Consider the following 14,761-nt stretch of genomic DNA (forward strand, 5'->3'; position numbering starts at 1 on the left):
GCTCCCGTCGATTGACCTGCCGTCACCCCCTGGCCAGGGTGGTCCCCACCGCACCGGGTGCGGCGGGAGGGGGCCGGCCGATGTCCGCTCAGATCGACGGGATCCTGCAGGTCAAGCTGCCCGTCACCGACCTCGCCCGCTCGGTGCCCTGGTACTGCGCGGTGCTCGGCCTGCGGCTGTGGATCGAGTTCGTCGAGGACGGCGAGCTGTGCGGGGCGGGCCTCATCGACGACGAGGCCGGCTTCGGCCTGGCCCTGCGGGACCGCCGGGCCACCGTCAGCGCGCCGCACCTGCGCGGCTTCGACGTCGTCGCGCTCCGCCCGACGTCCTACGCCGCGCTCGAGGTGCTGGCCGCCCGGTGCGCCGATCTCGGCGTGGAGCACTCGGGCATCCAGGGCACGCCCGACGGCGCCCACCTCGACATCCCCGACCCCGACGGCACCGTGCTGCGCCTCTATCACTACACGGGGCCGACGTCCGGGTTCACCGGCATGGAGATGCGCGACGGGGCGTTCGTCGGCACCTACGACACACCGCGGTCCCTGGCCTGAGCCCAGATCGCGTCAGAGGCGGCGAGCGGGTCGTCGACGTCGGACGGGGTGACGTCGAACCGCCGCGTCGTGCCGGCGAGGTCGTGGCGCGGCCACCCCGGGTCGCCGGTCGCGGCGAAGGCGACCCAGGCGCGCCGCAGCTGCGCGCCGACCACGGCGGCCTCCTCCGGGGGCGGCGCGCCGAGCATCCGGGCCGCCGGCCGGGTGCCGAGCGTGCCGAGCAGCAGCGGCACGTCGAGCCCGTGGCACGCACCGAGCAGCGGGCTGCGCCAGGCGAGCTCGGCGGTCCAGGTGGGACCGCCGTGCGCCCGCGCCGTCCACCGCGTCGGGAGCCGGTGCAGGGCGTCGGACACCAGGAGCTCGACAGGGTCGTCCGCGAGCGCCGCGTAGGCCGCACCCGCCGCGCGGTCCAGCCCGAACGCCGCGGCGACGTCGGCGGGGTCGCTGCCGGCGGGCGGGAGCGGGAACGCGCGGGCCTCCTGCGCCGTCCACGTCGCGAGCAGCGGCACCCCGGGGCGCGGTCGCCGCGCGAGCCCCTCCCACGGCTGCCCGACGACGACATCGCCGTCGATCACCGGCCCGAACGCGCTGACCCCGTCGGCCGGTCCGCGCAGCGGGGCGTCCTGCGCAGCGACGAGCCGCTCCGGGTCCACCCCCGCGACGCCGTCCGGCGTGGGCTCCACGCCCAGTGCCGCGGCGAGGCGCGCGGTCACCCCGGCCGCCTCGCCGGGCGAGCGGAAGCCGCCGTGGACGCTCTGGGCGATCGCGCGGTGCAGCAGGCCCTCGGTGGCGGGCGCCGCGAGCAGCACCGCGACCGACGCCGCGCCCCCGGACTGGCCGGCGACGGTGACGCGGCCGGGGTCGCCGCCGAAGGAGGCGATGTGGTCGTGCACCCAGGTCAGCGCGGCGACCTGGTCGCGCAGGCCCCGGTCGTCCGGAGCGCCGGGCAGGGACAGGAAGCCCTCGGCGCCGATCCGGAACCCGACGGTGACGACCACCGCGCCCGCCGCCGCCAGCGCCCCGCCGTCGTGCAGCGGCATGCGCGGCGAGCCCCGGACCCACGCGCCGCCGTGCAGCCACACGATCACGGGCAGCCCCGCCCCGCCCGGGTCGGGCGTGAACACGTTGAGCGTCAGCTCGCCGAGCCCGTCCTGCGGGTCCCACGGCGACGGCGCTCCCGGCGCGGGCGGGCCCTGCGGGACCGCGGGGCCGAAGCGGGTCGCGTCGCGGACGCCGTCCCAGCGGCGCACCGGGTCGGGCGCGGCGAACCGCCGCTCCCCAGCCGGCGCGTGGGCGTAGGGCAGGCCGAGGAACAGCCCGAGCCCGTCGCGGTCGAGACCCCGCGCGGTGCCGGCGGTGGTCCGGAGCTCCACGCCGGCACGGTAGCGCCGTGTCCGATCCGTCCACGACCACGTCGGCGCCGCACACCAGGATCACCACCATGACGACGCAGACCCGACTGGTGAGCACCGTGATCGACCGGCCGTGGCGGGACGTCTACGCCTACGCCGCCGACCCGCGCCACCTCGCCGACTGGGCCGCCGGGCTGGCACGCGCCCAGGTCGAGCCGGCCCCCGACCGTCCCGGCACGTGGATCGCCAGCTCGCCGATGGGGCGCGTCGAGGTCACCTTCGCCCCGGAGAACGAGTTCGGCGTCCTCGACCACCTCGTGCTCCTGCCCGACGGCACCGAGGTCCCCAACCCGCTGCGGGTGGTCCCCCTCGACGACGGCGCGGAGGTGGTGTTCCACGTCCGGCGCCGCGACGGGATGAGCGACGACGAGTTCGCCGCCGACGCCGAGGCCGTCGCGACGGACCTCGAGACGCTGCGCCGCATCCTCGAGGACGCCTGATCGCCGACCCGCCATCGTCACGTCCGGGGACTACGGTCACTTCACATGACCGAGCGCGAGGTGGAGTCCGTCGCCTACCCCGGCCCCGGGTCGCGCCCCTTCCGGCGCGATCTCGACCCGATCGCCCCGCACGTCATCGTGCTGTTCGGCTGCACGGGCGACCTCGCCAAGCGCAAGCTCCTGCCGGGGCTGGCCTACCTCGCCGAGTCGGAGCTCGCCCCCCAGATCCGCATCGTCGGCACCGCGATGGAGGACCTCGACACCGAGGCCTTCCGCGACCTGGCCCACGACGCGGTGCAGAACTACGGGATGCACCGGCTCGCGGAGGACGACTGGGAGGACTTCGCGAACCGCCTCTCCTACGTCCCGCAGGGCGCCGGTCCCGAAGGACTGACCTCGGCGGTGAAGGAGGCGCAGTCGCAGCTCGGCGACGACGCGCGCCTGCTGCACTACCTGTCGGTGCCCCCGAGGGCCGCGCAGGCGGTGGTGGAGATGCTGCGCGACGCCGACCTCACCACGGGCGCCCGCGTGATCATGGAGAAGCCGTTCGGCCACGACTTCGAGAGCGCGGTGAAGCTGAACGACTTCGTCCACAAGGTCTTCGACGAGTCGCAGGTCTTCCGCATCGACCACTTCCTGGGCAAGGAGGCCGCGCAGAACATCCTCGCGTTCCGCTTCGCGAACGGCCTCTTCGAGCCGATCTGGAACCGGAACTTCATCGACCACATCCAGATCGACATCCCCGAGGAGCTGGGGCTGGACACGCGCGCCTCGTTCTACGAGGCGACGGGCGCGTACAAGGACATGGTCGTCACCCACCTCATGCAGGTGATGGCGTTCGTGGCGATGGAGCCGCCCACGGCCCTCGAGCCGCGGTCGATCAGCGAGGAGAAGAACAAGGTCTTCCGCTCGCTGCTGCCGATCCACCCCCACGACGTGGTGCGCGGCCAGTTCGGCGGCTACCGCGACCACCCGGACGTCGCGAACGACTCGGACACCGAGACGTTCATCGCCCTGCGGGTCGGTCTCGACAACTGGCGCTGGGCGGGCGTCCCGTTCTACCTGCGCACCGGCAAGCGCCTCGCGGAGGGCCAGCGGATCATCTCGATCGCGTTCAAGGAGGCGCCGCGCACGATGTTCCCGCAGGGCTCGGGCGTCGGCACCCAGGGCCCGGACCACCTGACGTTCGACCTCGCCGACTCGTCGCGGGTCTCGCTGTCGTTCTACGGCAAGCGCCCCGGCCCCGGGATGCGGCTGCAGAAGCTCTCGATGCAGTTCTCCACCCAGGAGACCGGCGAGGCCTCCGACGTCCTCGAGGCCTACGAGCGCCTGATCCTCGACGCGATGCGCGGCGACCACACGCTGTTCACCACCTCGGAGGGCATCGAGTCGCTGTGGGAGCGCTCGATCCCCCTGCTCGCCGACCCGCCGCCGGTCAAGCCCTACCCGGTGGGCTCGTGGGGCCCGAACGCGATCCACCAGCTCATCGCGCCCAACGCCTGGCGCCTGCCGTTCGAGCGTGCCTGGCGGGAGAAGAAGTAGGGCCTGCTCACCGGCGGGTCATCGCCCCGTCGATCGTCCGGTGCACGTAGCTCGGCGGCGCGGCGGGGTCGGGGCGCCACGAGGGGAGCTCGTCCGGCGCCTCGGACGGGGCGGTGCTCGCCGGCCCGTACTCGAAGAACCACCACAGCGTCGACCACGGGTCGCGGACGCGGGCCAGGCGCTGGCCGCCGTGGAACGGGGTCGGGGCGGTGACGATCTCGGCGCCCGCCGCCCGGGCGCGCGCGACGACCGCGTCGACGTCGCCGACGTAGACCTGCAGCAGCGCCGGGGTGGACGCCCAGTGCGGCTTGGCGTCGCACACCATGATCGTCGAGGAGCCGACGCGCACCTCGGCGTGGATCAGCAGCCCGTCGGCGTCGACGGTGTGGGCCGCGCGGGTCTCCCGCCCGCCGAGGACGTCGGCCACGAACCGCAGGAACGCGGCGGCGCCGCGCACGGCGACGAACGGGTTGACGGTGCCGTAGCCGGGCGGGAGGGCGGGGCCGGAGAGGACGTCCATGACCGCAGCCTGCGCGGTGGGGCGGACAGGTCCGGTCCTCAATCCGGCAACATCGGCATCTCCAGGCCCTGGTCGCGCCCGAGCAGGGTCGCGCGGGTGACCGCGGAGAGCCCGTAGCGCTCGCGGACCTCGTCGACGGCGGTGTCGAGCTGGATCGGGTGCGCCTCGCCGGCGAAGGGCAGCTCGAGCTGGGCGCCGCCCGCGTCGTCGAGGTTGCCGACGTTCACGCCGAGCATGGTGAGCCCGCGCTCGCGGATCAGCGGTGCGGCCGCCTCGGCGAGCAGGCGGATCGCCGCGAGGATCGCGTCGGTCTCGGCGGTGGCGGCCGCGAGGGTGTGCGAGCGGGTCGCCCGGCCGAAGTCGCCGAAGCGCAGCCGCAGCGTCACCGTCCGCCCGGTGCGCCCCGCGCGGCGCATGCGGCGCGTGACCCGGTCGACCAGGCCCATGAGCACGGCGTCGATACGTTCGGGCGGGATCGGCCGGTTGCCGAGCGCCCGCTGGGCGCCGATCGAGCGCCGGCGCCGCCCCACCTGCACCCGGCGCGGGTCGCGGCCGTGGGCGAGGGCGTCGAGGTGGCGGCCGGCGGCCGGCCCGAGCAGCGACGTCAGGCCCGACCCGCCCACGGCCGCGAGGTCACCGACGGTCCGGATGCCCTGCCCGTGCAGCTTGCGCGAGGTCACCTCGCCGACGCCCCAGAGCACCTCGATGGGCAGCGGGTGCAGGAACTCCAGCTCGCCGCCGGGCTCGACGACGAGCAGGCCGTCGGGCTTGGCGACGCGGCTCGCGACCTTGGCCAGGAACTTCGTGGTGGCCACCCCGACCGTGATCGGCAGCCCGACGTCGTCGGCGACCTCGCGCCGCAGCCGCGCCGCGATCCCACTGGGCGGGCCCGCGATCCGCCGCAGACCGCCGACGTCGAGGAACGCCTCGTCGATCGAGATCGGCTCCACCAGCGGTGTCACCGAATCGAACACCGAGAACACCGCCCGGCTGGCGCCGCTGTAGGCCTCCATGCGCGGCGGGACCACGATCGCGTCCGGGCACAGGGCCCGCGCCATCCGCCCGCCCATCGCGGTGCGCACCCCGCGGGCCTTGGCCTCGTAGCTGCAGGCGAGCACCACGCCGCCGCCGACGATCACCGGCCGCCCGCGCAGCGCGGGGTCGTCACGCTGCTCGACCGAGGCGTAGAAGGCGTCGAGATCCGCGTGCAGGATCGTCGGCTCGCCGGACACGAACACACGTTCGCACGCCGGACCGACGCCGGGGAATTCCTCCGACGAGCACTTGCAGGAAGCTACAGCTCCAGCTATAACTATGTGCACAGCAGTCAGCAGGAATGCAGTACGTCGACGAGAGGAGATGACCGATCGTGCTGCTGAACCACGACCCCTTCGACACCTTCCGCGCCCTCGAGCGCCTCACCGGCGCGGCGCGCCAGCAGGCGGCGAGCGGCATGCCGATGGACGCGTACCGGGCGGGCGACCACTTCGTCGCCTCGTTCGACCTGCCGGGGGTCGACCCGGGGTCGATCGACGTCTCGGTGGAGGGGAACGCCCTGACGGTCACCGCGGCCCGCACCGCGCCGAGCGGGGACGGCGACTACCTGGTCGCCGAGCGGCCCCGCGGACGCTACAGCCGCCAGCTCGTGCTCGGACGCGATCTCGACTCCGACCGGTTGCACGCGTCGTACACCGACGGCGTGCTGACGTTGACGATCCCGGTGGTCGAGAAGGCGAAGCCCCGGCGCATCGAGATCGAGCACGGCAGCTCCCCGACCAGCATCGAGGGCACCCGGCACGAGGAGAAGGAGGCGCCGACGTCCTGACATCCAGCACGCCTGACACACCGACCATCTCCGAGACGTGAGCACCCGCCGGGCGAGGCCCGGCGGGTGCTCACGCATGCTCCCGCACCGACACCCGATCGACCCCGCACCGACCCCGCGAGAGGAGGGCCCATGGGCGTCGAACGCCTCGACGACCACGACTACCCGTCGCTGACCATCGGCCAGGCCGCCGAGCTCATCGGCGTCGCGCCGGCCTTCCTGCGCAGCCTCGACACCGCCGACCTGCTGCATCCCGAGCGCTCGGCCGGGGGCCAGCGCCGGTACTCGCGGCGCCAGGTCGACTTCGCCGCGCGGGTGCGCGAGCTCTCCGACGAGGGGCACACCATCGCGGGCGCGGCGTCGATCCTCACCCTGCGCGGCGACCTCGCCGACGCCCGGCGTGACCTCGAGACCGCCCGCGCCGAGCGCGACGAGGCCCGCAGCGAGCGCGACGAGGCCCGCGCGGACCTCGAGCGGGCCCACGACGACCTGGACCGCCTGCGCGGCGAGGGCTGACCGGTGTCAGTCGCGCAACCGCAGGATGATCCGCTCGCCCGGCGCGCGGCCCAGCAGCCTCGCGACCTTCCCGGCCAGCGCCATCAGGTCGACGACCCGGAACCGGACGCCGTACTTGGCGGCGAGCGCGCGCCGCGGACCCTCCTGCGCGGCCGCGTCCGCGACGATCTCCGCCCGCCCCTCCGCCGTGGGTGCCCCGGGCGTGACGGTGCCGCGCTGATCGCACGGGCGCAGGACGATGCGGGGGTCGCGGCGGATGCGCTTGACCTTCCCGCTGGTCGCGGACGTGATGACGACGAGCGAGTCGCCGTCGCGCGCCGCCCACACCGCGGTCGGCACCGGTTCGCCCGAGCGGCGGAACGTCGTCAGGGACACGAACTCCTCGTCGCCGAGGGCCGTCACGTCGGTGGGCGCGCTCACGGATTCACCCCACCACGTGCCCGGTGGCCGGGCACGTCGGGGGGAACATGACCTCCATGGCCACCGCCACCACGGCCACCTCCGGCGCCACCACCCCCCGCCGGCGCGCTCGCCCCCGCCCGGCCGACCTCGTGCTCGAGGGCGGCGGGGTCAAGGGGATCGGGCTCGCCGGCGCGGTCGCGGCGATGACCGACCGGGGCTGGACGCCGCACCGCATCTCGGGCACGTCGGCGGGCGCGCTCGTCGGGGCCATGGCCGCCGCGGGCGCCGCGGGCGAGCAGCTCGGCGAGATCACCGCGCGGCTGAACTTCCGCGAGGTCGCCGACCGCAGCGGCATCGGGCGCCTCCCGCTCGCCGGGCCCGCGCTCGCGTTCCTCGGCGGCCAGGGGCTCTACCAGGGCGAACGGCTGCACTCGTGGGTGGCCGACGAGCTCGCCGCGCTCGGCGTGCGCACGTTCGGCGACCTGCGCATCGGGGACGAGTCGCTGCCGCGCGACCAGCGCTACCGACTGGTCGTGACGTGCTCGGACCTCACGCTCGGCCAGCTGGTGCGGCTGCCCTGGGACTACCGGACGGTGTACGGCCTCGACCCCGACACCCAGCCGGTGGCCGACGCGGTCCGCGCCTCGATGGCCATCCCGTTCCTGTTCAAGCCGACCACGCTGACGAACCCGCGGACGGGCCTGACGTCCACGCTGGTCGACGGCGGGCTGCTGTCGAACTTCCCGATCGACTCGCTCGACCGCACCGACGGCCGCGAGCCGGGATGGCCGACGTTCGGGGTCACGATCACCACCGCGCCGAAGCCCGGGATCGGCGACCGCGTCGCGCTGTTCCACTCGCGCTGGTTCGACATCCCCCAGCCGGCGCCGCTGCGCCTGCTCGAGCAGCTGATCACCACGATGATCCTCGGGCGCGACCAGGCCGTCCTCAACCAGCCGTGGGTCGCCGCGCGCACGATCCACGTCGACGCCGGCGCGGTCGGCCTGCTCGACTTCGGGATCAGCCCGGAGCGCGCCCGCGCGCTCTACGAGAGCGGGTACGCGCAGGCCGCCGAGTTCCTCGAGCACTTCGACTGGCGCCGGTACAAGCGCCGCTTCCGCCGCGACACCAGCTCGCCGGCCGAGGGAGCCGTCACCGGCGCGGGGTGACGGGCAGACTGGCGCCGGTGACCACCGGCCGGGAGGTGGGCCCGCGCGTCCGGGCCGAGCGCGCCGCGCGCGAGCGGCTGGTCGCCTCGCTGCTGCGCGAGCTCGACCCGCCCGCGGTGCTGGACGGGGACACCCTCCTGCTGGCGCTGCCCGCGGGCGCGCTCGCGGTGGGCGTGGCGACCTGGTCGCCGACGGGGCACCACCGCCTGACCGGCGAGGTCACCCTCGACGGCCGGCCGGCGACCCACGACGAGGTCGTCGCCGCGGTCCTCGACACCGTCGGCGGGGGCGAGCCGGTGGACCACCTCGCCGGGCTGGTCGCGAACAGCGTCGACCGCACGGCCCGCTACCTGGCGCACGCGGACGGGGCCCCGGCGTGTCCGGGCGGCGACCCGACCCGCGACGCCGAGCAGTCGCTGCGCCTCGGCCACCCGTTCCACCCCACCCCGAAGAGCGCCGAGGGGCTCGACGACGGGGACCTGCCCGCGTGGATGCCCGAGCTCGGCGCGTCGTTCGTCCTGCACCACCTCGCGGTGCGCTCGGACCTCGTCCGCACCGGCGGGACGCCGGGCGACCCGCCGCCCGCGGTGGCGGCGCGCCTGCCCCCGGGGTGGACCGCGCTGCCGATGCACCCGTTCCAGGCCGGCCTGCTGGCCCGCGACCCCACGCTCGCGCTGCTCGGGGCCGAGGGCGCCGTGCGGTGGCTCGGCCCGCTCGGCGACGCGGTGTGGCCGACGTCGTCGGTGCGCACGGTCGTCGACGGGGTCACCGGGGCGTCGTGGAAGCTCCCGCTGCGCGCGCGCCTCACCCACTTCGTGCGCACCACCCCGCTCGAGCAGGCCCGCCGCGCGGTCGACGCCGCCGCGGTGGTGGCCGGGATCGGGCCGCTGCCGCCGGGCTTCGGCGTGATCGCCGACCGCGGCTTCGCGACGCTGGACCCGGCGGTCGGGGGTGAGCGCCTGGCCGCCGACCTGACCGTCGTCACCCGCGCGCCGTTCCCGCCCGGCCGGCCCCGGGTGCTCGCCGCGCTGCTCGAGGACGGGCCGCACGGCGAGGAGCCGCCGCTGGTGGGCGAGGTGCGCGCCGCCGGCGACGTGCACGCGTGGCTGCGGCGCTGGCTGGCGGTGTCGCTGGTGCCGCTGCTGGAGCTCTTCGGGTCGGCGGGCCTGGGGTTCGAGGCCCACCCGCAGAACACGCTGGTGGCCACCGACGCCGACGGGTGGCCGGCGGCCTGCTGGGTGCGCGACCTCGAGGGCGCCCACGTGCGCCGCGACCACCTCCCGGACGGCCTGGCCGCCGACTCCGCGCTCGTCTACCCGCCCGAGGAGGCGTGGCGGCGCCTGCGCTACCACGCGGTGGTCAACCACCTCGCCCTGCTCGTCGCCGTCCTCGGCCGGCACACCGCCGGCGAGGAGGCGCTCTGGGCGACGGTCGCGGGGGTGCTGGCGGAGCTCGGCGGCCCGTGGGCCGAGGACCTGCTGACCAGCCCGACGCTGCCCGCCAAGGCCCATCTGCGCAGCTGGGCGGCCGGACGCGGCGAGGACCCGGTGTACCTCGACCTGCCGAACCCGATCAGGATGGGGCCATGAGCTTCACGCACGTCGTCACGTTCACCTGGACCGGCGACGCGGCGGACGACCCCGCCGTGGTCGACGGGATCGCCGAGAGCCTGCGCCGGTGGATCGCGGACACCGACCTCCCGGGGCTGCGGTCCTGGACGTGCGGGCGCGACGCCGGTCTCGCCGGGAACAACGCCGACTTCGCGGTGGTGGCCGTGTTCGACGACGTCGACTCCTACGCCGTCTACCGCGACGACCCCGAGCACCGGCGGATCATCGACGAGCAGATCGCGCACCGTGTGGGACAGCGCACGGCCGTGCAGTTCGCGGGCTGATCGCCGCAGGCGCACGATCGGGGCCATGACGGGCTTCGAGCTCGGGACCGACGGCCCCGGCACCATCCTGGTCGGGGTCGACGGGTCGATCACCTCGCTGCGCGCCGGCGCGTACGCGGCCGGTGTGGCGCGCCGGCAGCACGCGCACCTGCTGGTGGTCACGGTCGCGACGACGTCGTCGCTGGCCGCCATGGCCCCCGGCGCGCTCGCGGTGCTCAGCGACACCGCCGAGCAGCTCGCCGCGGAGGTGCAGGGCGAGGCCAGGCGCTACCTCGAGGACCTCGCGCTGACCGGCGAGCTCGTGCGGGTCGCGGGCGACCCTTACCACGAGATCGTCCGGCTGGCCGACGAGCGGCGGGTCGACCTCGTCGTCGTCGGCGCCTCGACCAGCGCCGGGCACCGCATCGTCGGCTCGCTCGCCGGACGGCTCGTGCGCGCCGGGAAGTGGCCGGTCACGGTCGTCCCGTGACTATCACCCGTCCGTACCAGCGGAGGTCCGGTCGCTTCACCTACAGTGAACCGGGTCACTACTCCCGCCGTGCCCCCGAGGTCGCCGTGACCACCCGCCTGACGCCCGCCAGCCCCACCCATCTCGCGCCCTCGTACGCGACGCCGGCCTGGCTCCTGCGCGGGCTCACCAACGAGCCGGGGGTGCTGAGCCTCTACGCGGGGCGGCTGCGGCTGACGACCAGCACGGGCGTGGTGTTCGACGCGCCGCTCGGCGCGGTCGAGCGGCTGGCCTTCCCCTGGTACCACGGCTCGAGCGGGCTGCGGATCACCGTGGGCGGGCGGCGCCACCGGGTCACGCTGACCCGCCCCAAGGGGTCCGCGTTCCCGGCGACGCGCCTGCTGGACGCCTCGCGCTCGGAGCCCGGCGTCGAGCGCAGCAACGGCGTCACCGTGCACACCGTGCTGCAGGGCCGGGGCGCCGGGCGCGTGTGGCGCACGCTCCTGGACGTGTAGCGGCTCAGCCCATGTTCGGCTGACCGTTCGAGGCCCCCAGTCCCCCGTCGACGGGGACGTGCGCGCCGTTGACGAAGCGCGCGTCGTGGCTCGCCAGGAAGGCGATGACGTCGGCGACCTCCGCCGGCTCGGCCGCGCGCCCCATCGGGATGCGCTGCCGGAACGCGGCCATGGTGTCGTCGTCCGAGCGGGCGCCCTCCGACATCTCGGTCGCCGTGAGGCTCGGGTGCACGGCGTTGACGCGCACGCCCTGGCCGCCGTGGTCGAGGGCCATCGCGTTGGTCAGGTTGGTGACCGCGCCCTTCGCGGCGTTGTAGGCGGCCATCGACCAGTCGCCGCCGAGCCCGGACACCGAGCCGACGTTGACGATGCTGCCGCCGGTCTCGCGCAGGGCGGGCAGCGCGGCGCGCGAGGCGTAGAAGACGCCGTCGAGGTCGGTGGCCATGACGCGGCGCCAGGCGTCGGCGTCCACGTCCTCGACCGTGCCCGGCTCGGCGACCGCGGCGTTGTTGACCAGCGTGTCGAGCCGGCCGTGCTCGGCGACCACGTCGCCGATCAGCTGCGACACCGCCTGCTCGTCGGACGTGTCGGCGACCCGCGCGATCAGCGTGGTGCCGGACGGGGCGTCGGCGACGACCTTGTCGAGCTTCTCCTGCGTGCGCCCGGTGATCACGACCGTGGCGCCCTCGGCGCCGAAGCGGTGGGCGGTGGCGGCGCCGATGCCCGACCCGCCGCCGGTCACGACCACGACTTTCCCGGTGGAGCGGCCCTCGGCCACGAAGCCTCCTCAGGTGGTTGGTCCGGCTGGCTACCCGCGGCCCGGCGCGTCACCCGTCGTGTCGAGAAGGTCACCTCAGGTGGCGGGACGGCGGCACCTAGGTCACGCTGACCTATGTGTACGTGGACGTACTGCTGCTGAGCCAGCTGGCCCGGCGCCCGTCGCACGGCTACGAGCTGCGCCGGCGCGTCGAGGGGGCCACGGGGATCAAGCTGCACAACAACTCGCTCTACCCGGCGCTGCGGCGCTTCGGGGAGGCGGGCGCGGTCACCCGCACCCTCGAGCCACAGGAGGGCCGCCCGCCGCGGCACGTCTACACGCTCACCGACGTCGGCCGCGAGCTGCTCCACGACCAGCTGGCCGACCTGCCCGAGGAGCTCGCGGGCGACGAGGCCGAGTTCCTGGCCCGCCTCGCCGGCTTCGGGCGGCTCACCCCCGACGAGCGGCGCGGCGTGCTCGCGGCGCGGGCCCGGGTGCTGGCCGAGCGCCGCACGCGGCTCGCCGGGCTCGCCGAGGCGGCCGACGACCCCTGGGCCGGCCTCGTGCTCGACGAGGTCCTGCGCCGCCTGCGCGAGGAGCAGGCGTGGCTCGACCGGCTCGTCCTGCGCACCGACGACCCGACACACGACCCCAGCGACCACCCGAGCGAGGAGACGACGTGACCACCACCATCACCAGCTCGACCGCGCACGACGACGCTCCGGACCTGCCGCAGCTGCCCTTCCCGCGCGAGGGCGTGCTGGCGATCTCCCCGCTCTACGAGCGCCTCCGGGCGGCCGGCCCGATCACGCGCGTCCGGACGCCCGCCGGCGACGTCGTGTGGCTGGTGACGCGCTACGAGGAGGCCAAGGCCCTCTTCGCCGACCGCCGCCTCGGGCGCTCCCACCCGAAGCCCGAGGAGGCCGCGCGCGTCTCCGACGCCGGGGTGATGGCCGGCCCGTCCGGGGAGCACGAGCACGAGGACGAGGACCACACGAGCATGCGGCGCCTGCTCACCCCCGCGTTCTCGGCGAAGCGGATGCGCCGCCTGCACGACCGGGTCGCCGAGCTCGCCGAGGGCCTGGTCGACGGCCTCGTGCCGGACGACGACGGCGTGGTCGACCTGCACACCGGGTTCTCCGTGCCGCTGCCCATCTTCGTGATCTGCGAGCTGCTCGGCGTGCCGGTGGCGGACCGCGTCTACTTCAAGGGCCTCTCCGAGCGCATGGCGACCCTCACCGGGGACGACCCGGCGGTGGCCCGCGCCGAGTTCGAGCGCTACACGGCGGGGCTCGCGCAGGCCAAGCGGGACGAGCCCGGCGAGGACGTCATCTCCGACCTCGTCGCCGCGCAGGAGCACGACCCGCGCCTGACCGACGCCCGGCTGGCCGAGCTCGTCGTGGGGCTGCTGTTCGCCGGCCACGAGACGACGGTCAACCGGCTCTCGCTGGGTGTCGTGCTGCTGCTGGTCAACCCCGAGGTGCGCGACCGGGTCGTCGCCGACCCGGAGGGCTCGGTCGACGCGGTCGTCGAGGAGGTCCTGCGCCTCGCCGAGCCCGGCGGCATGGGGCTGCTGCGCTACGCGCACGAGGACGTGGTGGTGTCGGACGGCGAGCAGGAGGTCACGATCGCCCGCGGCGACGGCGTCGTCATCGTCACCAGCGCCGCCAACCGCGACGAGGGCGCCTTCGACGACGCCGCCGCGTTCGACCCCGACCGCAGCCCCAACCCGCACCTGTCGTTCGGGCACGGGCCGCACTTCTGCATCGGCGCGAGCCTCGCGCGCACCGAGCTGCGGGTCGGTCTGACGACGCTGTTCCGGCGCCTGCCCGGGCTGGCGCTGGCGGTCGACCCCGAGTCGCTGACCCTGCACACCGAGCGCCTCACCGGCGGGCTGGACACGCTGCCGGTGCGGCTCGCCTAGAGCTCCTCGCGGCGCGTCACGAGGGTCTCGGCGACGTCGCGGAGCTTGACGTTGAGGTCCTGCGAGGTTCGCCGCAGCACGTCGAACGCCTCGTCGGCGGTCAGTCCACGGCGCTCCATGAGCACGCCCTTGGCCTGGCCGATGACGTCGCGGCTGCGCAGCGCCTCGAGCAGCTGGGCCTCGCGCAGCTCGGAGGCCGTCCGGCCCTGGACCGCGTTGATCGCCGTCGCCGCGTGGGCGGCGAGGACGAGGGCGAGGTCGCGGTCGACGGCGTCGAGCCCGTCGGGCGACCACGAGTAGAAGTTCAGGGCCCCGAAGCGCGGCGGCGCGCCGCCGGGGAACATGCCGGTGGCGAGGACGGCGCCGAGCTCGAGGTCCCCGGCGGCGCGGGGACCGAACGTCGGCCAGGTGACGTCCGGTCCGACCAGCCGGTCGAGGGCCGCGCCGACGCCGGTGCTGTGCATCGCGGTGTGGCTCGGGCCCTCGCCGACCTCGTCCTGCAGGGCGTCGGCCTTCTGCGCGACGGGGTGGCTCGCGACCACGGTGTCGAGGCGGCCGTCGGGGTTGCGCAGCACGACGGAGACGACGTCGGCGCCGGGCACGATCGCGTGGGCGGCCTCGACGACCCGCTCGACCACGCCGACGACCCCGCTCTCGGCGGGCACGGCGAACAGCGAGTCGGCGAGGGACACGAACGCATCGACGAGGCCCCCGTCGATGGCGCCGGGCTCCGACGTGCTGTCGACGGTCATGGCTGGTGCACCTTCGGTCGCGCAGGGACAGGACGGCTCCGGAGGATATCCGTGACCGTGTCGGTCCCGTTACGCGCAGGCCCCGCCGTGGGCC

The 14,761-nt window shown here is 75.2% G+C and carries 18 protein-coding genes; 12 read left to right on the forward strand and 6 right to left on the reverse strand.

The features are described from left to right. The first annotated feature begins 80 nt into the window (after positions 1–80). The gene (locus ACFPK1_RS30680; protein ID WP_378024745.1) at positions 81–551 is read left to right on the forward strand and encodes a VOC family protein; all 471 of its coding nucleotides are present in this window, start codon (positions 81–83) and stop codon (positions 549–551) included. Here ACFPK1_RS30680 and ACFPK1_RS30685 read toward each other — a convergent pair. Beyond that, a complete protein-coding gene (locus tag ACFPK1_RS30685; protein WP_378024746.1) occupies positions 524–1,924 on the reverse strand; it encodes a carboxylesterase family protein in 1,401 nt (466 codons plus the stop codon). The genes ACFPK1_RS30680 and ACFPK1_RS30685 overlap by 28 nt on opposite strands. A 68-nt stretch (positions 1,925–1,992) precedes the next feature. Between ACFPK1_RS30685 and ACFPK1_RS30690 the strand changes: the two genes are divergently transcribed. Together ACFPK1_RS30690 and zwf are read left to right on the forward strand one after the other, a co-directional pair. After that, entirely contained in the window at positions 1,993–2,403 is a 411-nt protein-coding gene (locus ACFPK1_RS30690; RefSeq protein WP_378024747.1) for an SRPBCC family protein, read from the forward strand. A gap of 45 nt (positions 2,404–2,448) precedes the next feature. Beyond that, positions 2,449–3,945: a glucose-6-phosphate dehydrogenase gene (gene zwf, locus ACFPK1_RS30695; RefSeq protein WP_378024748.1), complete on the forward strand. Its 1,497-nt coding sequence runs from the start codon at positions 2,449–2,451 to the stop codon at positions 3,943–3,945. A gap of 7 nt (positions 3,946–3,952) precedes the next feature. On the opposite strand, the gene ACFPK1_RS30700 is transcribed toward zwf, so the two are convergent. Then, a complete protein-coding gene (locus ACFPK1_RS30700) occupies positions 3,953–4,465 on the reverse strand; it encodes a VOC family protein (protein ID WP_378024749.1) in 513 nt (170 codons plus the stop codon). A gap of 38 nt (positions 4,466–4,503) precedes the next feature. After that, on the reverse strand, positions 4,504–5,703 hold the full coding sequence (dinB, locus tag ACFPK1_RS30705; protein WP_378024750.1) for a DNA polymerase IV: 1,200 nt from the start codon (positions 5,701–5,703) through the stop codon (positions 4,504–4,506). A 131-nt stretch (positions 5,704–5,834) separates the two neighbouring features. On the opposite strand from dinB, the gene ACFPK1_RS30710 reads away from it, so the two are divergent. Further along, a complete protein-coding gene (locus ACFPK1_RS30710) occupies positions 5,835–6,290 on the forward strand; it encodes an Hsp20/alpha crystallin family protein (protein WP_378024751.1) in 456 nt (151 codons plus the stop codon). Positions 6,291–6,422: 132 nt separating this feature from the next. Continuing rightward, positions 6,423–6,806, forward strand: coding sequence for a MerR family transcriptional regulator (locus ACFPK1_RS30715; protein ID WP_378024752.1), 384 nt, complete (start codon positions 6,423–6,425; stop codon positions 6,804–6,806). 6 nt (positions 6,807–6,812) lie between these two features. On the opposite strand, the gene ACFPK1_RS30720 is transcribed toward ACFPK1_RS30715, so the two are convergent. Next, positions 6,813–7,226, reverse strand: a complete 414-nt coding sequence (locus ACFPK1_RS30720) for a PPOX class F420-dependent oxidoreductase (RefSeq protein ID WP_378024753.1) — start codon at positions 7,224–7,226, stop codon at positions 6,813–6,815. 56 nt (positions 7,227–7,282) lie between these two features. Between ACFPK1_RS30720 and ACFPK1_RS30725 the strand changes: the two genes are divergently transcribed. The 5 genes from ACFPK1_RS30725 to ACFPK1_RS30745 all read left to right on the forward strand — a co-directional run bounded on the left by ACFPK1_RS30725 (position 7,283) and on the right by ACFPK1_RS30745 (position 11,234). Next, positions 7,283–8,377 carry a patatin-like phospholipase family protein gene (locus tag ACFPK1_RS30725; protein WP_378024754.1) on the forward strand — a complete coding sequence of 365 codons (1,095 nt, stop codon included), beginning with the start codon at positions 7,283–7,285 and terminating at the stop codon, positions 8,375–8,377. 17 nt (positions 8,378–8,394) lie between these two features. Beyond that, the gene (locus ACFPK1_RS30730) at positions 8,395–9,966 is read left to right on the forward strand and encodes an IucA/IucC family protein (protein WP_378024755.1); all 1,572 of its coding nucleotides are present in this window, start codon (positions 8,395–8,397) and stop codon (positions 9,964–9,966) included. Beyond that, the gene (locus ACFPK1_RS30735) at positions 9,963–10,271 is read left to right on the forward strand and encodes a Dabb family protein (protein ID WP_378024756.1); all 309 of its coding nucleotides are present in this window, start codon (positions 9,963–9,965) and stop codon (positions 10,269–10,271) included. The genes ACFPK1_RS30730 and ACFPK1_RS30735 overlap by 4 nt, the downstream gene beginning before the upstream one ends. 25 nt (positions 10,272–10,296) lie before the next feature. Continuing rightward, positions 10,297–10,740 carry a universal stress protein gene (locus ACFPK1_RS30740; protein WP_378024757.1) on the forward strand — a complete coding sequence of 148 codons (444 nt, stop codon included), beginning with the start codon at positions 10,297–10,299 and terminating at the stop codon, positions 10,738–10,740. Positions 10,741–10,826: 86 nt separating this feature from the next. After that, the gene (locus ACFPK1_RS30745) at positions 10,827–11,234 is read left to right on the forward strand and encodes a hypothetical protein (RefSeq protein ID WP_378024758.1); all 408 of its coding nucleotides are present in this window, start codon (positions 10,827–10,829) and stop codon (positions 11,232–11,234) included. 4 nt (positions 11,235–11,238) lie between these two features. On the opposite strand, the gene budC is transcribed toward ACFPK1_RS30745, so the two are convergent. After that, positions 11,239–12,012, reverse strand: a complete 774-nt coding sequence (gene budC, locus ACFPK1_RS30750; protein ID WP_378024759.1) for a meso-2,3-butanediol dehydrogenase — start codon at positions 12,010–12,012, stop codon at positions 11,239–11,241. A 116-nt stretch (positions 12,013–12,128) separates the two neighbouring features. Between budC and ACFPK1_RS30755 the strand changes: the two genes are divergently transcribed. Together ACFPK1_RS30755 and ACFPK1_RS30760 are read left to right on the forward strand one after the other, a co-directional pair. Continuing rightward, the gene (locus ACFPK1_RS30755) at positions 12,129–12,674 is read left to right on the forward strand and encodes a helix-turn-helix transcriptional regulator (RefSeq protein WP_378024760.1); all 546 of its coding nucleotides are present in this window, start codon (positions 12,129–12,131) and stop codon (positions 12,672–12,674) included. Continuing rightward, on the forward strand, positions 12,671–13,915 hold the full coding sequence (locus tag ACFPK1_RS30760; protein WP_378024761.1) for a cytochrome P450: 1,245 nt from the start codon (positions 12,671–12,673) through the stop codon (positions 13,913–13,915). Before ACFPK1_RS30755 ends, ACFPK1_RS30760 begins: the two co-directional genes overlap by 4 nt. On the opposite strand, the gene ACFPK1_RS30765 is transcribed toward ACFPK1_RS30760, so the two are convergent. After that, positions 13,912–14,667: an ANTAR domain-containing protein gene (locus ACFPK1_RS30765; RefSeq protein ID WP_378024762.1), complete on the reverse strand. Its 756-nt coding sequence runs from the start codon at positions 14,665–14,667 to the stop codon at positions 13,912–13,914. The two genes, ACFPK1_RS30760 and ACFPK1_RS30765, sit on opposite strands and share 4 nt — an antisense overlap. Positions 14,668–14,761 lie beyond the last annotated feature (94 nt).

Origin of the sequence: Actinomycetospora rhizophila (assembly GCF_042657905.1) — a bacterium.
GTDB lineage: Bacteria > Actinomycetota > Actinomycetes > Mycobacteriales > Pseudonocardiaceae > Actinomycetospora > Actinomycetospora rhizophila.